Origin of the sequence: Mesorhizobium sp. M0751, assembly GCF_040320265.1 — a bacterium.
Taxonomy (GTDB): domain Bacteria; phylum Pseudomonadota; class Alphaproteobacteria; order Rhizobiales; family Rhizobiaceae; genus Mesorhizobium.
Genome location: NZ_JAMYPH010000003.1, coordinates 231,825 through 254,082, shown reverse-complemented (window position 1 = coordinate 254,082; position 22,258 = coordinate 231,825). Strand labels below are relative to the sequence as shown.

The 22,258-nt window shown below is 62.7% G+C and carries 12 protein-coding genes; 3 read left to right on the top strand and 9 right to left on the bottom strand.

What is annotated here, in order from left to right:
* Positions 1-377 precede the first annotated feature (377 nt).
* A complete protein-coding gene (locus tag NKI19_RS06515; protein ID WP_352564391.1) occupies positions 378-1,154 on the top strand; it encodes a VOC family protein in 777 nt (258 codons plus the stop codon).
* Positions 1,155-1,271: 117 nt separating this feature from the next.
* Here the strand turns inward: NKI19_RS06515 and NKI19_RS06510 are convergent, their stop codons facing one another.
* Positions 1,272-1,778 (bottom strand): hypothetical protein, encoded by a 507-nt coding sequence (locus NKI19_RS06510; RefSeq protein ID WP_352564538.1) that lies wholly within the window; start codon positions 1,776-1,778, stop codon positions 1,272-1,274.
* Positions 1,779-1,958: 180 nt separating this feature from the next.
* On the opposite strand from NKI19_RS06510, the gene NKI19_RS06505 reads away from it, so the two are divergent.
* Positions 1,959-2,351, top strand: a complete 393-nt coding sequence (locus tag NKI19_RS06505) for a DoxX family protein (RefSeq protein ID WP_352564389.1) — start codon at positions 1,959-1,961, stop codon at positions 2,349-2,351.
* Positions 2,352-2,366: 15 nt separating this feature from the next.
* Here NKI19_RS06505 and NKI19_RS06500 read toward each other — a convergent pair whose 3' ends face one another.
* Together NKI19_RS06500 and NKI19_RS06495 are read right to left on the bottom strand one after the other, a co-directional pair.
* The gene (locus tag NKI19_RS06500; RefSeq protein ID WP_352564387.1) at positions 2,367-4,808 is read right to left on the bottom strand and encodes a GcvT family protein; all 2,442 of its coding nucleotides are present in this window, start codon (positions 4,806-4,808) and stop codon (positions 2,367-2,369) included.
* An 83-nt stretch (positions 4,809-4,891) separates the two neighbouring features.
* Positions 4,892-6,430, bottom strand: coding sequence for a trimethylamine methyltransferase family protein (locus NKI19_RS06495; RefSeq protein WP_352564385.1), 1,539 nt, complete (start codon positions 6,428-6,430; stop codon positions 4,892-4,894).
* Positions 6,431-6,648: 218 nt separating this feature from the next.
* Here NKI19_RS06495 and NKI19_RS06490 point away from each other — a divergent pair, with 218 nt between their 5' ends.
* A complete protein-coding gene (locus NKI19_RS06490) occupies positions 6,649-7,239 on the top strand; it encodes a transglycosylase SLT domain-containing protein (protein ID WP_352564384.1) in 591 nt (196 codons plus the stop codon).
* 15 nt (positions 7,240-7,254) lie between these two features.
* Here NKI19_RS06490 and NKI19_RS06485 read toward each other — a convergent pair whose 3' ends face one another.
* From NKI19_RS06485 to NKI19_RS06460, 6 genes are all read right to left on the bottom strand, one after another.
* Positions 7,255-9,678 carry a dipeptide ABC transporter ATP-binding protein gene (locus tag NKI19_RS06485; protein ID WP_352564382.1) on the bottom strand — a complete coding sequence of 808 codons (2,424 nt, stop codon included), beginning with the start codon at positions 9,676-9,678 and terminating at the stop codon, positions 7,255-7,257.
* Positions 9,679-9,742: 64 nt separating this feature from the next.
* Positions 9,743-10,900 (bottom strand): ABC transporter permease, encoded by a 1,158-nt coding sequence (locus tag NKI19_RS06480; RefSeq protein WP_352564380.1) that lies wholly within the window; start codon positions 10,898-10,900, stop codon positions 9,743-9,745.
* Positions 10,901-10,911: 11 nt separating this feature from the next.
* The gene (locus NKI19_RS06475) at positions 10,912-11,946 is read right to left on the bottom strand and encodes an ABC transporter permease (protein ID WP_352564378.1); all 1,035 of its coding nucleotides are present in this window, start codon (positions 11,944-11,946) and stop codon (positions 10,912-10,914) included.
* A gap of 221 nt (positions 11,947-12,167) precedes the next feature.
* Positions 12,168-13,820, bottom strand: a complete 1,653-nt coding sequence (locus NKI19_RS06470) for an ABC transporter substrate-binding protein (protein ID WP_352491081.1) — start codon at positions 13,818-13,820, stop codon at positions 12,168-12,170.
* A gap of 260 nt (positions 13,821-14,080) precedes the next feature.
* Complete coding sequence (locus NKI19_RS06465; protein WP_352564376.1) at positions 14,081-20,131, bottom strand: translocation/assembly module TamB domain-containing protein; 6,051 nt, start codon at positions 20,129-20,131, stop codon at positions 14,081-14,083.
* Positions 20,131-22,056: an autotransporter assembly complex protein TamA gene (locus NKI19_RS06460; RefSeq protein ID WP_352564374.1), complete on the bottom strand. Its 1,926-nt coding sequence runs from the start codon at positions 22,054-22,056 to the stop codon at positions 20,131-20,133. The genes NKI19_RS06465 and NKI19_RS06460 overlap by 1 nt, the downstream gene beginning before the upstream one ends.
* Positions 22,057-22,258 lie beyond the last annotated feature (202 nt).

The following is a 22,258-nucleotide window of genomic DNA, read 5'->3' as shown; positions in this document are numbered from 1 at the left end:
CCATGTTCTTGTTTTGGGGAAGGCTAGCACGTTTTATTTTTTTATCAATTGGTCAATTTTCGCCGCAACCCGCTGAAAACCTTCAAAAAACATGATTATAATAGTCATGTTTTCCAAACGGCCATGCGTCACGAAGCAGGTACGGATTGGCTCTCTCGATGGCACAGCGCGACAAGTTCGGAAGTGAGCGAGATCCCGGCGCATGGATCAACAACCCCTCGTTGACTGCAAGCAAGATCGAAAACCGCAGGGCGCACAACCCGGTAACATTTCCAATTCGCCGCCATCTTTTTTGGTTGGCTGTCGGATTTTCGTCGTGAAGATCGTCCTAGAATGGATCGCGCATGATCGATGTACAAACCGCAAGGAGCACGACAATGCCACAGTCCCCCATGCCTTTCTTCTGGTACGAGCTGATGACCACCGATCTCGACGCCGCCGAGGCGTTTTACACCTCCGTGGTGGGCTGGAGGGGGCAGCCTTTCGAAGGGGCCCAGGGCATGCCGCGCTATATCGTCATGAATGTCGGCGAGCGCGGCGTCGGCGGGCTGATGACGCTGCCCGAGGACGCGCGCAAGATGGGCATGCCGCCGGCTTGGATCGGTTATATCCTCACCAGGGACGTCGATGCCGCAACGGCGTCCCTCAAGAAGGCTGGTGGCGCGGTTCACCGCGAGCCCGACGACATTCCTGGCGTCGGCCGCTTCGCCGTCGTTGCCGACCCGCAAGGCGCGATGTTCAACTTCCTGCAGCCCAGCGGCCCCGACCAGCCGCCGCTGCCGTTGACGACACCCGGCAACGTCGGCTGGCATGAGCTCTACACGTCAGACTGGAAGGCGGCGTTCGATTTCTATTCCAGCCAGTTCGGCTGGGAGAAGGGCGACGCCATGGACATGGGTCCGATGGGCGTCTACCAGCTTTTCGCCTTCGGCGCCGAGCCTGTTGGCGGCATGATGAACAAGCCCGAGCAGATCCCGGTGCCGGTCTGGCAGTTCTATTTCAACGTGCCCGGCATCGACGCGGCAGCCAAGCGCGTCACCGACAATGGCGGCAAGATCCTGATGGGTCCGATGGAGGTCCCCGGCGGCAGCTGGATCGTGCAGTGCACAGACCCACAAGGCGCCCATTTCGCGCTAATGGCACCGGTGCGGTAGCAACGTCGCGTCGCGATTGGCGAAACCGGCAGCAAAAACCGATCTCCCCCCTCGTGGGGGAGATGTCCGGCAGGACAGAGAGGGGCGCTGTCCCTCCAATCTAACGCTCTTTGAGAACTATTCCGGCGTCAGCACGGAAACTTTGAGATCGGGCTTCTTGGCGCCGCTGAGCTGGATGGTCGCCCGGCCGGCGGCTAGCTTGAAGCGCACGCTCTTGCGGATCCCCGGACAGGTTTTTATACCACTGGAAGCCGCCGACTTCACGGCTTTACCGTCCTGAACGACATCGATCCAGGCCTCATCAGACAGGCTGATCTGGAGTTTTCCCTCCGGGGGCACGGCCACGCTCGCCGTCGCGCCGAATGTACCGGCTGCCGGCGCGCGTTCCGGCGGAACGGTGAAGCTGATCGTGCCGACCGGCGCCAACGCCACATCTGCAGCCTCGCCGACCGAAAGGTCAGCGCCGGACTGCGCGGCGGGCGCCGCCGCAAACAGGGCCTCCTCGCGCGTCACTGGCCATTTGAAAGCAGCACAGCCGGCGTCGTCGGCCATGGCGACGCTGGTGCCTGCAAGGATGGCGAATAGGCTGACGACGACTTTTCTCATGGCAAACGGAACCCACATGGTTTGGAGTGTCTGGATCTCAGTACAACTATAGCGGTTTAAATACAACCCTGGAGAGAAAAATATTGAAAGGACGAGGAACATTTCCATCACTGATTGTTGATGGCGGGCCATGCGAAGTGAATGGTCCCCTGCCGGGCGATAATCTATGGCCGGTTCGGGGGTGAAATGGAGTCTTAGATGAAGCTTTTCGACGGCCTTGCCAGATATCAGCCGCAGGCTCTGGCCGCATTGCGCATCATGACGGCACTGCAATTCATCGAACATGGTACGCAAAAGCTGTTCAATTTTCCCGCCGGCGACCATGCCGGTACATTGACCGGGCTGACGCTGACCGCTGGCCTCCTCGAATTCGTGGGCGGCATTCTCTTGGCGCCTGGGCGCTTCGCCCGGCCGGTCGCCTTCCTCCTGGCTGGCGAGATGGCGATCGCCTATTTCATGGCGCACATGCCGCGCGACTTCTTCCCCATCAACAATGGCGGCGATTCGGCGATCTCGTTCTGCTTCATTTTCCTCTATCTGGTGTTTGCCGGTCCGGGTGCCCTGGCCCTCGACAACCGGCGCAACAGCTGAGGCGTCGGCGCGTCTTCACCCACGTATCCGCTCGAAATTCGCGTCGAACAGCGGGATCGGCTGCATGCGCGCAGCGTGGCGTTTGCCCAGAATCTCGATCTCGAAGCCTTCAACTTCGTCGGCAATCTCTTTCGGCACATAGCCGATGGCGACGGATTTTTTCGAATGATGTGCGTAGCCGCCCGACGTGACCCAGCCGCGCACGGCACCGCCAAACCAGATTGGCTCGTCGCCGATGACGTCGGCATCGACAGTATCGACGACAAAGGCCCGCAGCCGCAGTCTGCCGCCGTGCTTGCGCTCCGCCAATGCGGCCTGCTTGCCAATAAAATCGGCCTGCTTGCCATAGGCAACGAAGCGGTCGAGCCCAGCCTCCAGCGGCCCGTAGATCGGCCGGTATTCGCGCGCCCATGAGCCGTAATTCTTCTCCAGCCGCAGCGCATTGAGGGCGCGCGAGCCGAACAGGCCGATGCCGAATTCCTCGCCCGCCGCCATCAGCGCCTGATAGGCGGTGCGCTGATATTCCGGCGCCACCCAGATTTCGTAGCCGAGATCGCCGGTGTAGCTGACGCGCCCGACCAGGCACGGCGCCATGCCGATGTCCATCCTGCTGATGGCCATGAACGGAAAAGCCGCGTTCGACACGTCAGATCGTGTGACCTTTTCAAGAAGCTTCCGCGCGCTCGGCCCGGCGATCGACGAGCCGGTGAGTTTTGCGCCGAGCGCCTCGATGCTGACAGAGCCGTCCTTCGGCAGATGCGCTTCGAACCAGCGCATATGGTACTGCTCGGCGACGCCGGAGCCGGCCAGGAACCAATCGCCATTTTCAGAATTTAGGCTGCTGAGATTGGCCAGCGTGAAATCGCCGATCAGCCTGCCGTCTTCCTTCAGCATCGGCGCCAGCGTCATGCGGCCGGGGCTTGGCAACTTGCAGGCAAGCAGGCGGTCGAGCCAGGCTGCAGCGCCCTCGCCGGTTACCCTGTATTTGGCGAATGACGAGATTTCCGAGAGACCAACGCCCTGCCGAACCGTCTCCACTTCTCTCGCCACATGCTCGAAATCGTTCGAGCGGCGCCAGGAGAATTCGTCCTTGACGCCTTCGGGCGCGTACCACAGCGGCACTTCCAGCCCATAGGCGACCCCCCATTGCGCGCCCTTGACCGACAACAGGTCGTAGACCGGTGTCGTCCTGAGTGGCCGTCCGGCCGGTAGTTCCTCGTTCGGGAAGCGGATCGAAAACCGCCGCGAATAGTTTTCGCGCACCTTGGCGTTGGTGTAGGCCATCGTCGCCCAGTCACCGTAACGCGACACATCCATCGCCCAGATATCGGCGCCGGGATCGCCCTCAATCATCCAGTTCGACAACGCCAGGCCGACGCCGCCTCCCTGCGAGAACCCCGCCATGACACCACAGGCCACCCAGAATCCCGGCAGGCCGCGCACCGGCCCGACCAGCGGATTGCCGTCCGGCGCGAAGGTGAAGGGACCGTTGATGATCTGCTTGATGCCGGTGTTCTGGAAGGCCGGGAAATGCCGGAACCCGACCTCCAGCGACGGCGCGATCCGGTCGATGTCGGGTTCGAGCAGCTCGTGGCCGAAATTCCACGGCGTCTGGAACTCGGACCATGGCTTGTTGGCCTTTTCGTAAGTGCCCATCAGCATGCCGCCGCGCTCCTGGCGCAGATAGAGCTCGCCGTCGAAATCGACCGCGTGGATGATCTCCGTGCCGGTCTTCTGGTTCCAGGCGGCGACTTCCGGCATGTCTTCGGTGATCAGGTACATGTGCTCCATCGCCAGCACCGGCAGCTCCAGCCCGACCATGCGGCCGACCTCGCGCGCCCACAGGCCGCCGGCGTTGACGACATGCTCGGCCACCACCTCGCCCTTGTTGGTAATGACGCGCCACAGTCCGTCGGCGCGTCGCACGATGTCCTCGACCTTGGTGAAGCGCTCGACCTCGGCACCAAGCTTCCTCGCCGCCTTGGCGTAGGCGTGGGTAACGCCGGACGGGTCGAGATGACCGTCCTCCTTGTTGCGCACAGCACCAACGAACTGCTTGGGATCGAGCAGCGGCATCAGCTCGGCCGCCTCATCAGGCGATATCTCCTCGAGGTCGATGCCGAGATAGCGACCCTTGGCGACGACGCCGCGCAGCCAGTCGAGCCGCGCCTCGGTCGCCGCCAGCAAGACGCCGCCGGTCAGATGCACGCCAGTCGCCTGGCCGGACAGCTCCTCGATCTCCTTGTAGAGCGAGATCGTGTATTTCTGCAGCTTGGCGACGTTGGGGTCGCCATTGATCGTGTGCATGCCGCCGGCCGCGTGCCAGGTCGAGCCGGAGGTCAATTCATCGCGCTCCAGAAGCACTATGTCGGTCCAGCCGTGACGGGCCAGATGGAACAGCACGGAGCACCCGACAACGCCACCGCCGATAACCACGACCTTTGCATGCGATTTCATGGGATTCTCGTCATTTCAAAGAGTTGGTTGGGTTTCATGATTCTGTAGGAGAAGAGAATGAATCCAAACAAGAAGAGCGGCGCTTAAGGCTCGCTTTGCCCGATCGCTTCCTTGCGCTTGGCCACATACGCCTCCAGCGCCTCGCGCCTGGAGATTTCCATCACCGGCTCGACATAGTCCTCTAGCGCCTTCTTCCACAGCCTCGTCGCACGCGCCGTGGCGTCGAGCCCACCGGCCTCCTCCCAGGCCTCGTAGTTCTGCCAGTTGGACAGAATCGGCTGGTAGAAGGCCGTGGCGTAGCGCTCCAGCGTGTGTGGCTCGCCGAAAAAGTGGCCGCCGGTCGGAACCGCACCCAGAGCCTCGACGGCAAGCTCGGCCTCGTTGACTTCGATCGGGCGCAAAAACTCCATCATGTGCTGGATCATCTCGACGTCGATGATGAACTTTTCGAACGACGCTGTCAGTCCGCCCTCCTGCCAGCCGGCGGCATGGTAGACGAGGTTGCCATGGCCGAGCACCGCGCCCCACAGCGCCATCAGCGTCTCATAGGCGCCTTGCGCGTCGGCGGCGTTGGAAGCCGAGCCCGGCGTCGTCCGGTAAGGCAGCCTGTAACGCCGCGCCAACTGTCCGGACGCGATATTCGCCTTGGTGTTTTCAGGCGTGCCGAACGCGGGCGCTCCCGATTTCATATCGACATTGGAGGTGAAGGCGCCATACATCACCGGCGCGCCGGGGCGGACGAGCTGCGTCAGCACCACGCCGAACAGCGCCTCGGCATTCTGCTGGGCGAGCGCGCCGGCAAGCGTCACCGGGCTCATCGCCCCCATCAGCGTGAACGGCGTTACCGCCACCGACTGGCCGAACTCGGCCATCGTCATCAGCCCCTCGGCCATCATCTCATCGAAGCGGCGCGGCGAGTTGACCGAAATGATCGTGGTGACGCCGGGATCGTCGCGCATCTCGTCAAGCGTCAGTCCGCGCGCGATTGCCATCATTTCGATGCCGTCGAGCGCCCTGCCGCGGCCGATAGCCGAGACGTGAAAGCTTTTGTCGGTCAGCGTCAGATTGGCGAAATAGGTGTCGAGGTGGCGGGAATTCGCCGGCAGTTCCATCGGCGCGCAGACCTGGTTGCCTAGCATGTGGATGCAGTTGAAATGCTGCGCCAGCCGGACGAGATCGGAATAATCGCGCAAATTGCCGGCACGGCGGCCGCGCTCCATGTCGTGCACATTCGGCGGCCCGGCGACGAGCGTGAAGTTGATGGTATTGCCGCCGAGGTGGACGGCATGGGCGGGATTGCGCGGCGTCAGCGTATAGCTGGACTGCGTCGTCTTCAGCGCTTCCTCAATCATGGCGCGATCGATGCGGACGTTCATCGTGGCATGATCGACCTTGGCCCCGGCCTTCTCGAACAGCGACAGCGCCCGCGGGCTCATCACCTCGATGCCGAAATTCTCAAGAATGTGCGTCGACGCCTGGTGGATCGCCTCGATCTGGTCGGCCGAGAGCATCGCCATCGGCGGATAAGGGTTTGTCACCCGCCTGAGCGGCAGTTGCGGGATGGCGGTCGGTCCCCTGTTGCTGGTTCGCTCGGCGCCGCGCTTGCGTCTTGGTTCGCTCATGCGGCGCATCAAAGCGCTGGCGCGAAGATCGAGCTGTCAAGAATCCGCCACCTGCGGGCGTGATTTTAGCCAAGGCGCCATTCCGGGAATTTCATATCGGTAAAAGCGACAACAAACGTCGGAATGTTCATACTTCCTCAGCGCCAGCCAAAACGGCCGACGAGCCGTTAAGAAACGCCGCAAGATTCCTTTTATGTTTTCAGCCTAATGCTCTTCCGATGCGTAGGTCGAGTTTTAGTAAAATTGTAGCGATTGCCGTGCCGCTGACGCTTTCGGCCTGCGCGACGCCGCCGAACCACATCAACGATGTCTGTGCCGTTTTCGACCAGAATGACGGCTGGTTCGACAATTGGCAGGCGGCGGCACAACGCGCCGAGCAGAAATACGGTGTGCCGGTTCCCGTGCTGATGGCGACGGTGCGCAAGGAATCCGGCTTCAAGAGCAACGCCAGGCCGCCGCGCACCAAGCTGCTGGGCTTCATTCCCTGGAAACATATCTCCAGTGCAACCGGCTTCTCGCAGGCGCTCGACGGGACCTGGGCGCAATACCAGAACGAGACCGGCAGCTGGGCGGCGCGCCGCACCAGGTTTGCCGATGCCGTCGATTTTGTCGGCTGGTATCATTCCAAGACCGCCGACACACTCGGCGTCGCCCGCAACGACACTTACAATCTGTATCTCGCCTACTATCTCGGCTGGAACGCCTATAAGCGCGGTAATCGCGGCGACGCTGACGTGCAGCGCTATGCGCACGCCACCGAGCAGATGGCCCAGGACTACGCCGCGCAGCTACGGCAATGCGCGCCCTAGCGTACTAGCGGCATTTCAGCCGCCCTTGGGTTTGCGCGGCCTGCGCGGAGCGTCCTCTGCCTGCCGTCCATCACCGACCGTCGGCGGCGTGATTGGTGCCACCGCGCTATCGGCAGGGCTTGAGGTCCCGCCGGTCTCTGAAACCTCGTCGCGAATCTCGTGACTTCGGGCTTTGGCGACCGCTTCGGCATTCTCCACTGCCTGGCCCTCGGCATCGGCTTCAACGCTGCCAGTCTTCCCATGCGGGCGCTTGGGCGGATCTCCGGCAAAGCCCGGGCCAACACCGTGGTTTGCATCCTCGGGCACGCCCTCATTCGCGGCGTGCTCCTTGTCGAATTTGATCACCGGCTCCATTTTCGCCAGCACGTCGTCGGACAGCCAGCACAGGCTCATATGGCCGTCGCCGAGATTTTTGACTGGCGGCACCGTAGTTTCGCAAAGATTGTCCGGCACCAGTTTCTTGTAGCCGCAGCGCGTCTGGAACGGACATCCCGAGGGCGGGTTCATCGCTGACGGAATGTCGCCTTCCAGCACGATGTGCCTTTTCACCACGCTGGTATCGGCAATCGGGATCGCCGACAGCAGCGCCTCGGTGTAGGGGTGATAGGGCGGCGAAAATATCTGGTCGGTCGTGCCTTGCTCGACGATATAGCCGAGATACATGACGACGACGCGGTCGGCGATGTAGCGCACCACCGACAGATCGTGGCTGATGAACAGCATCGTCGTCTTGTTCTTGCGCTGGATGTCCATCAAAAGCTCGGTCACCGCCGCCTGGACCGACACATCCAATGCCGAGACCGGCTCGTCGGCCACCACCACCTTGGCGTCGCCGGCAAAGGCGCGCGCCACGCCGATGCGCTGTTTCTGGCCACCTGAAAGCTGGCGCGGCTTGCGTGTCTCGAATGCTCTGGGCAGCTTCACCAGGTCTAGCAATTCCAGCATCCGCTTGCGCCGGTCGGCCACCGTGTTGCCGACATTGAACTTTTCCAGCGTGCGAATGATCTGCGAACCGACCGAATGGCTGGGATTGAGTGTGTCGAACGGATTTTGAAACACCATCTGGATCGACGATACCGTGTCGACGCTGCGCTTCTCGATCCCGGTCGACTGGATCTCCTTGTTGCCGAGCTTGACGCGGCCGGAACTTGCCGTTTCGAGGCCGAGCAGCACCTTGGCCAGGGTCGATTTTCCGCAGCCGGATTCGCCAACGATAGCGACGGTCTCGGATTCGCGCGCCATGAACGAGATCGTCTCATTGGCCTTGACGACACGGCCCTCGCTCGAGCCGAACACTTCGCTGCCGCCGACCTTGTAGTACTTCCTGAGGTCTTCGATTTGGAGCACCGGCGCACCGGGCACCACCCGCTCGTTCACCTTCTTGGCGCCGGGTGGCAGCGCCTCCCAGTCGATCTCGTTGAAGCGCACACAGCGCGAGAAATGCCCGTCATGGCCTTCGACCGCGATCATCGGAATTTCGGCGGCGTTGCAGACGCCCTCGACGAAATGGTGGCAGCGCGGGCCGAAATTGCAGCCCTTCGGCCGCTCGTGCGGTAGCGGCAACTGACCCGGGATGGATATTAGCGGCCGCGAATTCTTGTCGGCGCCCGGCAATGGGATCGAGCGGAACAGGCCTTGCGTGTAGGGATGGCGCATCCGGTCGAAGACGTCCTTGATCTTGCCCGTCTCCACCGCTTCGCCCGAATACATCACCGTGATGCGGTCGCAGGTCTCCAGGATCAGGCCCAGATTGTGCGACACGAAGATCATCGAGGTGCCGAACTTCTCGCCCAGCCCCTTGACCAGGTCGACGATACCGGCCTCAACCGTCACGTCGAGCGCTGTCGTCGGCTCGTCGAGCAGAAGCAGCGCCGGCTTCGACAGCAGCGCCATGGCAATGACGATGCGCTGCTGCTGGCCGCCGGAAAGCTGGTGCGGGTAGGAACGCATCATGCGCTCGGGATCCGGCAGCTTCACCGCGCGCACCATTTCCAAAGCGCGTTTGTAAGCTTCGTCCTTCGACACCTTGTCGTGGATCAGCGGCACTTCCATCAGCTGCTGGCCGACCTTCATCGCGGGGTTGAGGCTGGCCATTGGCTCCTGGTAGATCATGGCGATCTTGTTGCCGCGGATAGCGCGCAGTTCCTCGTCGGACAGTTCTCCCATGTCCTTGCCCTGGAACTTGATCTTTCCGCCGACGATCTTTCCGATGTTGGAGAGGTCACGCATGATACCGAGCGACACGGTCGACTTGCCGCAGCCGGATTCGCCGACAATACCCATCGCCTCGCCAGGCATGACCGTGCAGGAAAAATCCATGACGGCCGGGATCTCGCCCTTGCGGGTGAAGAAGGAGATCGACAGGTTCTCGATCTCGATGATCGGCCCATTGGTCGGCCCATTGGTCGGCTTGGCGGGATTTCGAACTGCCTCATTCATGGGTCGCTCCAATCCTTGTTCTTCAGGCATGTCGGGCCGAACCCGGCATCGATCTTTCCCGGTATCAATCTTTCATCGACTGTTCGCGCAGCGAATCCGCCAGGAGGTTGAGGCCGAGCACGAACGACATCAATGCGATCGTCGGCGGCAGCGCCGGGTGGATGAAGGAGCGCAGCAGCCGGCTGGCATCCTTGATCGCCGTGCCCCAGTCCGGACTTTCCGGCGCCAGTCCCAGCCCGAAATAGCCGAGTGTGCCGAGCAGGATCGTAGTGTAGCCGATGCGCAGGCAGGCGTCGACGATCAGCGGCCCGCGCGCATTGGGCAATATCTCCCACAGCATGATGTACCAGGGCGATTCACCCCGCGTCTGCGCCGCCGCAACATAGTCGCGCGTTTTGATGTCCATGACCAGGCCGCGCACGATGCGGAACACGCCCGGGCTGGAGGCGAACACCACCGCCACGAAGATGTTGAGCTGGTTGGGATCGATATGGATGATCTTGAACGGATCGGCATCGAAGACAAGGCCGGCATAGATCCAGCCGCCAACCACCAACGTCAGGCCAAGCAGGATATAGAGGCGGTCGGGTCGGTTCTTGTAGCGCGTCCAGAACAGCACGCTGAAGAAGATGATCGGAAATAGGAAGAACAGCCCGGCCATCGCGTAGGGGATCGGCGTGTCCATGATGCCCGGCGTCACCAGCAGGTAGAACAGCAGGATCACCGGGAAGGCCAGCACAAGGTTGGCGAGGAAGGACAGCACCGTATCGATCTTGCCGCCATAATAGCCGGCCGGCAGGCCGAGCGTTATGCCGACCATCAGTGCAAAACCGGTCGCCGCCGGCGCGATGATCAGCACGATCTGGCTGCCATAGACCATGCGGGAGAACACGTCGCGGGCGAGCTTGTCGCCGCCGAAATAATATACAAGTTTCGACGCCGGCTCGATCGCGCCCGGCAGCGCGTCCTTCATGATCGGCACTTGGGCGAGCGGATCGAAGGGCGAGATGGTCGACGCGAAGATCGCCGTAAACAGCCAGAACAGGCAGATGCCGACGCCAACGATGCCGACGCCGCTGTCGAAAAGCTGGCCGTAAAGGCCTAGCTTCTTCTTGTAGCCGAAGCTCGTCCCCATCACCAGGGCGAGAGCGATCCAGACCGGCCAGAAGCGGGTAAGCACGCCGAGTACGACGTTGAAGGCGCTGAGATATTCGACCTGCATCCGCCGGTCTCCTATTGAACTCTGATGCGCGGATTGAGGAACGCGTAGCCGACATCGGAGATGAGCTGTGTGATCAGGACGATAAACACCGAGACCAGCGAGCAGCCGAGCAGAAGATCGATGTCGTTGTTGCCGGCGGCCTCGACCAGCGTGTAGCCGAACCCCTGGTAGCGGAACATCACCTCGACGATGACGACGCCGGTGAGCAGCCAGGGAAACTGTAGCATGATGACCGTGAACGGTGCGATCAGCGCGTTGCGCAGAGCGTGCTTTATCACCACGCTGCCGAAGGAGAGGCCCTTGAGCCGGGCGGTGCGGATATACTGTTGCGTCATCACCTCGACCATCGAGGCTCGGGTCATGCGGGCGATGTAGCCGATGCCGTAGATCGCCAGCGTCATCACCGGCAAGGTGAAATTGTAGAAGGTGATGCCCTGGCTGGCCGAGGCCGCCGAACCGTTCAGTACGCCGAGCCAGGAGGCGAAGATGACGGTGAAGATGACGCCCGAAACATATTCGGGCGTCGCCGTCGAGGCGATCGAAGCCACCGACAATGTACGGTCGGTGCGTGAGCCCTCGCGCATGCCGGCGAGGATGCCAATCAAAAGCGAGATCGGCACCATTACGGCCAGCACGCAGAGCATCAGGATGCCGGTGGCACTGAGCGCCGGAAAGAGTTTCGAAGCGACCGTCGTCTTGAACTTGGTCGAGCAACCGAAATCGCCTTGCAGGATGCCGGAGAATGTCGGCACGACCGGATCGTTGCAGAAGGAGAAACGCTGCGCCGGCTTGCCGGTCGCCGGGTCGGTAACCGGCTGCTTGGGCACCACACCCAGCCATTGGCCATAGCGGACAAAGAAATTCTGCCGATAGCCATGGTTGACCAGCCAAGCTTCAAGCTGCTCGGCCGAGGTGTGCATTTCGGTCTGGCTGATCGCCAGCTTTTTCAGATTGGGCCCGAGATTGACCAGGAAAAAGACGATCATCGTCAGACACAGCATCGTCAATGCCATGGTGCCGAGACGCCTGATTACGAAAGAAAGCATGGCGGTCCCCTGCCGGTCGGGTTGGGGGTTCGAACCGGTTTGCAAGCCGTGCCCTGCCGTCAGCGGCAGAACAAGCCTTCAGACCAGTCCCAGATGCAATACCCTTTTTATTGCAGACCCAGGCCGAAGAGTCCGCAACTTTTTGCTGCGCCGACTTCCGGTCCAAGGACCATGCAAAGAGCGAGGGAAAGGGGCGAGACGCCCCTTTCCGGATCGTCCGGTCAGGCCTGTTCGAGCCAGACCTTGCCGTAGTCACGCTCGAAGGTCGGGTGCATCTTGTAGTTCTGCACCGCCTTGACCGAATGGCTGTAGAGCTTGCGCCAATAAGGCTGGATGATAATGCCGGAATCCTGCAGGATCTGCTCGATATCCTTCATCATTTCCTTGCGCTTGGCGGCGTCGGCAACTGCCAGCGCAGCGTTGAGCTTGGCGTCCCACTCCGGATTCGACCAGGCCGTCTCGTTCCAGGCTTCACCTGTGCGATAGCCGATCGCCAGAACCTGGACGCCGAGCGGCCGCATGTTCCAGTTGGTCATCGACAGCGGATACTTCGTCCAGTCGTTCCAGAACGTCGAACCCGGCAGCACCGTACGCTTCACCTTGATGCCGGCGTCGCGCATCTGCGCGGCGATCGCATCGCCTGTGTTCTTGTGCCAATCCTCGTCGACCGTGATCAGCTCGTGCTCGAAATCGGCCTGGCCGGCTTCCGCCATCAGCGCCTTTGCCTTGGCCGGGTCGCGAGCAACCTTCGGCAATTCGTAGTATTCCGGATGGATCGGGGCGACATGGTGGTTTTCGGCAACCGTGCCGGCATTGCCGTAGCCGAGCTGGAGGACGACATTGTTGTCGACTGCGAGCTGCAGGGCGTTGCGAACCTTCTGGTCGCCGTAAGGCTTGTTGGTCACATTGGTGCGACAGACGATCGTCGACGCGGTGACGATCTCCGACTTCACCAGGTCCATGCCGTCGAGGATCGACACATAGTCGGCTGACGTTTCGAAATTGGTATGGACTTCGCCAGCTTCGAAAGCGCTGACCATCGCCGCCGGATCGGTGCCGTAGTCGATGAACTCGATGCCGTCGAGGAAGACGTCACCATCCCACCATTTGTTGTCTTCGCGGCGCTTGTAGACCACTTTCTGGCCGACATCGTAGGAGACGAGCTCGAACGGCCCGGTGCCGATCGGGCAGGACTTGAAGTCGCCGCCTTTTTCGTCGAACGTCTTGTGGACAATGAGGCCGGGATAGTCGCACACGTTGGGAATGAGGGCGATATCCGGCTTGCTGAGCGTCAGCTTGATCGTGTGGTCATCGACCTTGGTCACCGCGCTCTCATCCAGCTTGTCGTCCTTGACCAGAGAACCGAGGCGACCGGGCATGGAATTGCCTTCGGCCTTCTTGTCGGCCCAACGCTTGAGGTTGAAGATGACGTCGTCTGCGGTGAACGGATCGCCGTTGTTCCAGGTGACGCCCTTGCGCACATGCAGCGTGTATTCGGTAGCGTCGTCATTCACGTCCCAGCTCTCCAGCAGATAGGGGCGGAATGTATATTCGGTTGTATATTTGACCAGCGGCTCGAGCGCCTGACGCTCGGCATTGGCGATTTCCGACCAGTCGGACTTGCGCGGATCCTTCGGATCCTTGATCCATTGCGCGACCTTCAATACGCCGCCTTTCTTGCCCTGGACCTCTTCCGCCCTGGCCGGCGTCGGGTCTGCAAGGCCAAGCATGCCATAGGCCATCGCCGTCGACGCGCCGAAGACGCTGGCGAGAGCCAGAAATTCGCGACGATCCATCTTGCCTGCCTTGGCGTCTTCGGCCATGGCTAGGATGTGATCGGGAACGCGGTCGCCGTTACTCTTGTAGATCGTCATGACTAACTCCCATTGTTGGCTTTCTGCCTTTTAACATTCCGCATTCGCGCCATGATGTCAAAGACGGCGCGGATTGGGAACATGCTAAGGAATGTGCAACTTTGAAAGCAGGGCGGTTCGCGCGATAACGACAGTCTTGGCGCAAATTTGCTACTGCGCCAGGGATTTCGTCCGAAATCTCAACGGGCGATTAAACTGGGACATTCGCCGCTGCGCCGCTCGTTCTTCGGAGACCAACTGTCCTGCGCGAACGGCCTGTTTCAATATTCTCGTTCGTAGAAAACACCGCCTTTGGCTTCGCCGGCGTCGGTTGCCTCACCACGCAGCTTGACGCCGCGCCCAACGTCGAGATCGACGGTTGCCTTGCCCGAACCCGGCCTATCGCCCTTCTGGATCGTCACGTAGGTGCGGTCGTTGAGATACTTGCCCGCCGAGACGGCGGTGCCGCCCTGTTCGTCGGTGATTACGTCGAGATCGTCGACGCCGATCGCGCTGCGCAGGTTCTGCAGCAGGGAGGTCGAGCCGCCGACGCCGGCCAGTTGTCCGGCAGCCTCGGCAAGCTGCGCGATCTGCAGCGGCGACAGGTTCGACATCGAACGGCCGAAGATCAGCTGCGCCAGCACCTCGTCCTCCGGCAGCGCAGGTACCGAGGAGAAGCTGAATTTCGGGTTGTTCGCCTCGCCCGACACCACGATGGTCACGGTGGCGCTGGTCGTCTTCGATTGCGCCGTAAGGTTGAGGTAGGGCACCAGAGAGCCGGAGAAGCCGACTGTGCCTTCGGTGAAGGTCAGCCGCTTGGCAAGGATCGTCAGCCGCCCGCGCCGCAAGGTGAAGGTGCCGATCGCCTGGGGTGACGATGCCGGACCGGTCAGCCGCAGCGAACCGCCGAGCTCGGCGTCGACACCCCTGCCCTGGATGAAGATCTGGCTCGGCGCATTGACCGTGACGTCGAGGTTGAGGCCGCTGCCTCCACTGCCGTTGCTTGCTGCGGCCGGGCGCAACGCCTTGTCCTGCGCACGCACGGCGGCCGGCGCATTCTTGTGCTTGACGTTGAGCTCGGCCAGCGAACCGGGCAGCTTTTCGGGTACGGTGATGACGGTCTTGGCCAGATTGACGGTACCGGAAATCACCGGCGCGGAGGTGAGCGGTCCCTTGACGGTCAGGTCGCCGCCAAGATTGGCGGTGACCACCTTGCCGTCGGTATAGCGGCCGTCGACGAGCTTGATCGACAGATCGGCCGGAAAGCCCTTAGCCGGATCGATGCCGACGGTGCCGCTGGCCGAAAGGCTGCCGCGCGTCGACGGCGTGCCGGTCAGGCGATTGATCCTTGCCACGCCGCCACCGATGGCGACGTCGGCAGTGATGTCGTTGATCGCAAGCCCCGAGCGCGCGTCGAGCAGGCGGGCGCCTGACGTGCGGACTGTGCCTGAGATCACCGGCGACGTCGCCGGGCCGCGCACCTGCAGATCGACGTCGGCCGTGCCGCTCAAGGACAGGCCTTGTGCGGCGAGTGTCCTGGTGAGAAAGGCGAACGGCACCTTGCCGGAAAAATTGAGATCAAGGGTGGGCGCGCCTGATGTCGTCATCGTGCCGCCGCCCTTGAGGCCGAGGCCAGCGGCATCGCTCATGTTGGCGTCGAACGTCAGTCTGTTGCCCGAATACGTACCTGAGGATGAAACGCCCATGCCGCCGAAACCTGCACCACGGGTCTGCGACGTCTGAACGCCTGCGGCGTCAATCTTGAAGGCAACGGCCGGATTGGCCGGCACGCCCGTCACCTTCACAGTGCCCGAGATGGAACCGGCGGCATCGAGGCCCGGCGAAAAACTGTTGGCTATCGAGATCGGTACGCGCGCCAGCGTCGCGTTGAGGTCGAGCGCTTGCCCAGCCTTGCCCGTGACCGTCGCCGTGCCGCCGCCGAGGTTGAGCACCAGCCTGTCGAGGCTGGTCACTCCATTAGCGATGTTGATGGTCGAGGCCTGGGCGATGGCCGCCTTGATGCCGCGGATGGTCGCCTCGCCGGAGGCAAGTTCGACCGTCGTCGTACCCTTGACTGCCTTGACCCGGCCGGCGGCCTTCAGCGGAATATCCTTGACGGAGGCGCCACCGGAAAAGCCGGTCCATTCGCCGTCGCGCTTGAGATCGACGTTGACGCCCCGAATAGCCGTGCCGCCGGAAGTTACGCTCTCGGCACGGATTTTGCCCGAGATCACCGGTGCCGCCAGATAGTTGGCGATCAGCGCATCGATGCTCACGGCCTTGGCCGAGACATCGCCGCGCGAGATCGAGGCCGTTGTCGCCTTGACGGCGACCTGTGGCACGGTGCCCGCCTTGGAGAAGGCGATCGTGCCGCGTACATCGCCATCGGCCTTTTCCAGTGCCAGGGCCGCAAGCGGACCGATATCGGGCAGGTCGAGTGCCACGGTGCCGGCTGGCACAAAGGCATCGTCGAGCGCCAGGTCGCCGGAGACACGGTTCTTGCCGAGCGACAGCAAAAGCCCGTTGATGGCGCGTTTGCCGTCCGATGTCGCCAGCACAGCGCTGCCCTGCAGCGGTTGGCCGCCGACATTTCCGGTGAGTTGCACATTCGCAGCCGGGTTGGCGGCATCAGCCTTGCCGGTGGCGGTGAGCTTCAGCCCGGTGATCTCGCGTGCGGCCACCGAAAGCTTGTCGCTGTTGACAGTCAGCGACAGATCCGGCGCGGTGCTGGCGCCTTGCGCATTCAGCGCGAAAGAAATGGCGCCTTGAGCGTCCTTGGATAGCAGCGAGACGTCGCCCAGCGCGCCTTTGACGTCGGCGCTGAGCTTGTTGTCGGCAAGGCTCGCCTGCCCGCCTGCCGTCAGCGAACCAGACGACAGCCTGACTGTGTTGGCGATGACATTGCCGTTGGCGTCACGCTTCAGCGCGGCACTGAATTGCGTTCGCTCGGCGAGCACGCCACGCACCGCCCCCGGCAGTGCCGCCGAGGCGGCGTCCGCCTTGACATTGAGGTCGATGGCGCCGTCGGCCAGCGAGACCCGCCCGTTGAAGCCGCTGTTCAACGCGTCGCTGGTCACCGTGCCGCTATCGACGACGATGGCATCGGCGGCAAGGCTGCCGGCGAGTTTGGCGGTGACCTTGCCGGCGATCAGCGGCGCGATGGTCGGATTGTCGAGGCCGATTTTTTCAGCGATCACCGAGCCGGAGATCGGCCCGCTCCGGGCTTTCACGTCGAAGCGGTCGGAGTGCAGCGCAAGCGTGATGCCCTCGATCTTAGCTAGATTGGTGGCGGCCGATGGCAGCGTCGCGGAGATGTCGAGCTTCGGCTGGGTGCCCTGCCCGGCCGCCTTCAACGACAGTGCCTGCAGCTCGAGCTTGATCGGGCTCGCCTTGCTGCCGAGCGACAGCGGCAGACTCGGGCCGGTGGATGCGAGGTCGAGCGAGAAATCGCTGGCGCCATTCGGATTGATGGTGCCGGCTGCCTTGCCGGAGATTTTCTCGCCGGCAAGCGTCGCCTGCTCGATGGCGAGGCCGCTGGCCGACGAGAAATGGCCTGCCGCATCGAGATTGAGCGGCCCGAGCCCAGCCTGCCGGGTCTGGCTGGTTTCGGCGCCGCTGAGCCGGGCGTTGAAGCGAATATCTGGGGCAGCCGACGATCCCGTGACCTGCGCGGTGCCGCTGAGCGCGCCCACGGCATCGAGGCCTGGTGAAAAATCATTGGCAAGTGCTGCCGGCAGCGCCGACAAGGTGGCAGCGAGATCGAGCGTCTGGCCAGCCGTACCCGACACAGCAACCGAACCGCCGCCGACACCGAGCGCCAGTTTCTCTATGCTCACCATGCCATTGGCGATTGTTAGCGCCGATGGCTGCGCGATAGCTGTCTTGATGCCGCGGATGGTCGCCTCGCCCGAGGCAAGCTCGATGCTGGTGGTGCCGTTCGCCACCCTGACCCGCCCGGACGCGCTGGCCGGAATGCTGGCGACCGTGGCGCCGCCGGTAAAGCCGGTCCAGTCGCCATTGCGCTTCAGGTCGACATCGATGCCGCTGATCACCGTGATTCCGGAGGTGATCGAGTCGGCCTTGATCTTGCCGGAGATTGCCGGTGCACTGAGATAATTGGCGACCAGCGCGTTGACAGCGATTGTCTTTGCCGCCAGTTCGCCGCGCGAGACCGCGGTGCTCGTCGCATCGATCGCGACCGTCGGCGCTCCGTCGTCGTTCGCAAAGCGGATGGTGCCGCGCACGTCGCCGGCTACCGTTTGGCCGGCAAGTCTGGCCAGCGGAGCAATATCGGCGGCATCGAGGGTCAACGTGCCGAGCGGCAGCAGGTTGTCGTCGAGCCCGAGGTCGCCGGAGACCCTGTTGTCGGCCAACGAGACGGCAAGTCCATTGATGGAGCGCTTGCCGTCGGTTGTTACCAGCGATGCCTTGAGGTCGAGCGGCTGGTCGTCGACCGAGCCGGTCAGCGAGACATCGGCGGCGGGACTGGCGATATCGGCCTTGCCGCTCGCACTCAGCTTGATCTGCTTCACAGCATGACCGGACGCCGTCAGGCTGTCGCTGTTGGCCGAAACCGAGAAATTCGGTGCGCTGCGCGCGCCGCTTGCGGTCAGCGCGAAACCGACCGCGCCGCCGACCTTGGCGCCGACCAGCGGCGACAGCACCGACACGTCGCCCAGCGTGCCTTTGATATCGGCCCGGATATCGGTGCCCTGCGCACTGGCGGTGCCGCTGGCGCTAAGCGTGCCTGAGGTGAGTTGCAATGCGTTGGCGGCGAACGCACCATCCGGGTCGCGTGTCGCGGTTGCGGAAAACTGCACGCGCTGGCCGAGAACCGAGCTGATCTGGGGCGGCAGCGCCGTCGAGGCCGCGTCGGCATTCATTTTGAGCGTCATCGACAGATCGGCAAGCGCTACTGTGGCCGTCACGGACGCATTGAGGGCGTCGCTGCGCAGCGTGCCTTCGTCGACGACGACCTGTTCCTTGCTGACCGAGCCGGCGAGACCGGCGCTGACCCTGCCCGTTACCAGCGGCGCCAAGGTCGCGACGTCGGTGTTCAGGCCGGCCGCCGTCAGCTTGATGGTGACGGGCCCGCTACGGTTCTGGATGTCGAAGCCGTCGGAATGCACTTGCCCGATCAGGTCGTCCACCCGCGTGCCGCCCGCCACCACCGAGACCAGCGACGCGCCGATATCCACCATCGGCGCCTTGCCATCGCCGAAAGCGCGGGCCGTGGCATCCTTGATCGCCACGGTTATCGGCTGCGCCTCGCTGCCGAGGCTGAGCACGATCGGCGGCCCCTTTGCGGCGAGCTTCACCGAAAGGTCGCTGGTGCCGTTCGGATCGACAATGCCAGCGGCGGTAGCGTGGATGGCGCCGCTGTCGATATTGGCGCGCTCGACATCGACGCCGCCGGCCGCGGTCGCTGTGCCGGCGAGGTCGAAGCTGGTCTTGCCGGCAAACAGCGGTTTCAGGGTTTCGGGCAGGAAGCGCTCGAATTCGCCATCGCCATTGGCCTCGACATAATGACCCTTGTCGGTGAGTTGATGGCGACCGGTAAGCTGGGTGACGATCCGGCCGTCGACAACGAAGGTCCCGATGCCATTCCAGTTGGCGAGCGGTCCGGTGCCGGAAACGACAATGCTGACCGGCGGCGCGCCCGGCAGGTTGAGCAGGTTGGCGATGATGCCGCCGGCCGGCTCGGATGCCTTAAGGTCGAGATCGAGTTTGTTGTCGGCCGGCGCGAAATGGGCTTTGGCGTCGACCATGCCTTGCTTGCCGTCATGGCGAACGATCTTGAGGTTGGTCTCGATCGCCAACGGTGAGGCGTCCGCCTTGAGTGCCCCCTTGGCTGCAAGTTCGGCGACACCGCTGCCGGCCAGAGCCTGCCCGAGCGCGATTTCGGGAAGGTCGAGTTGCCTGACGTCGATGGAAACCGGCAGCGTCGTCGCTCCGCCTTGGCTCGGCTGTGTACTGGCCACCGGCAGCCTTGCCAACTCGATACGCTCTGCCCCGATGCGATCGGCGCTGAAGCTCTTCGACAGGAGTGCCAGCGGCGACCAGTCGACGGCCACCTTGCGTGCCACCATCCAGGCGCCTTCGCGATCCTCCAGAACGACATGATCGACCCTCAGCGCGCCCGACCAGATGCCGTCGATGCCGACGACAGTGACCTTGCGATCACCGGTCGAGGCCATGGTCGAGATGATGCCGGCAAGGTTTTCGCGGCCGCCCTCGGTTTTGGTCAACACGACGAGCGCCCCCACCGCCGCTGCCGCGACGATGAGCAGCGTGTAGAAAAGGATACGGAGGATGCGCTTGAATATTGCCATCAGAATGCCTGGCCGATGCCGGCATAAATGCCGAAATGAGGATCGTCGGGGCCGCGGTTGAGCGGCACTGCCGCGTCGATGCGCAGCGGCCCGAACGCCGTCAGATAGCGCAAGCCTACACCCGCGCCGACCTTCATGTCTGAAAAATCGGGGACCTGCCTGGTCGACACCGTGCCGGCATCGACGAACGGCACGACGCCGATCTTGTCGGTGACGGCGATGCGCATTTCGACCGAGGTCTCGAAGAAGGAAAGCCCGCCGATCGGCTCTCCGTTGCTGTCCTTCGGGCCTATGCCTTGATAAGCATAGCCGCGCACCGAACCGCCGCCGCCTGAGTAGAAGCGTCGATCTGCCGGAACATCTTGAAGACCGGCGCCGATGATCGAGCCGATGGCGACACGTTCGGCGAAAACGAATTTCGAGGCCGAATCGAGCGACTGGTAGGCCGACCCCTCGCCCTTCAGCTTGACGAACGCAGCCCCGCTCAAAATGTCGTAGCTCGGCTCGCCATAGGCCAGCACCCTGAAGCCGCGGGTCGGATTGAGCTTGCTGTCGCGATTATCGTAGACATATTGCAGTGGAATGCTGGCGATCAGATAGGTGTGCTTGCCGAAAGCGTCGTGGATCCTCGAATAGTCCAGCGCGACTTGCGCGGAAACCGTCTGCTTCTTGTCGAGTTCGTAGGATAGGCCGGTGCTGCCCTTGACCGAGAAATGGTCGTAGGCGTCGGGGTGCTCCAAAACGGTATTGACGCTGGCAATGAATTTCGACGCCGGCCCGACGACGCCCGGCTTTTCGAACATGACGCCGGCATTGTAATTGAGCTGGGTCAAGTCGTTGCTGCCGATGCCGCTGATCTTGCCGTCGATGCGCAGCTTTTCGGCGCGGCCAAACAGATTGCGGTGCCCCCAATAGCCTTCGAGGCCCAGCCCTTCGGTATTTGAGAAGCTGCCGCCAATGCCGAAATAGCGTGGCTTGCGTTCGCTGACCTCGACACCGATCGGGATATTGCCCTCGGCGTCGAGCGCGTCGGCTTCCTTCACCGTCACGCTGTTGAAGACCTCGAGCCCGAGCAGCCGGTCGCGCGCATCGTCGATCTCATCGGGCGAATACTGGCGGCCGCGCTTCAGGCCGGTCATATATTCGGTGAAGTCGCGGTCGACCTTTTCGGTGCCCTCGACAGTGGTGTCGCCATAGCCGGCGACCGGCCCGGCCGCGACGGTGAGCGTCACGTCGAGCGTCGAACCGGCGTGCTCGGCGACGATCTCGCGGCCCGTCACCTTGGCCAGCGGCCTGCCTTCTTGCTTGAGTGCCCGCACGATCGCCGCCTCGGCCTTGAGCACGGCGCCCGAACTGGCGTCACCCCCGGCGATCAGGCCGAAATCGGCACTTGCCAGCCCCGCCGCATCGCCTTTCAGCCTGATGTTGCCAAGCGTGAATTTCGGCCCGGCCGCTATGCTGATCACCACCGGTATCGGCTGCGGACCCGAAAACTCGGCATCGGGCGGCAGATCGTCGAGCGGCTTGCCCTGAATAGTGATGGTGACGACACCCTCGTAGCGGGCGTCCGCGTAGAGCGCGGCGACAAGTTGCTCACGGTCGCTGCGCGCCTTGGCCAGCAGGCCGAGAGAACCGGATACCGGGTGTTCCTCGTCGGCCTTCAGCGCCGAGGCGTTTTCGAGCTTCTCGACGAGATCCTTGTCGGCGTCCGGCGCCTCGATCGTCACCGCATAGCGCAGCGGGTCGACGATATCGGCATCTTCGTCTTTGGATCCCCACAGCTTGATGCCGAAAATCTCGAAGGCTGCCGCACTTCCGGTTTCGGCAACAAGTGCCGTCGAGCACAACAATGCGAAAAGCAGGGCGCGCGAAAGCGCGCGCCGTGGCGCGGTTCCTCCCGACATCTGCCTTTCATACGCCGGCATTACGCTCCTAGCCTAACCCGCAAACCTAAAATTGGAATGAAGTTCTGAAGCACTCGTAAAGGGGCCACAATCCAATTGCTGAAATAGACAGGGCTTGGAACTCACACCTTCTGCGTCGCCGCAAGAAAGCGTGATCCCCTGTCCTATGGAGCTACTACCGGTCATCGGCCGGAAAGCAAACCGTTGGCAGGCGGATCCTGCC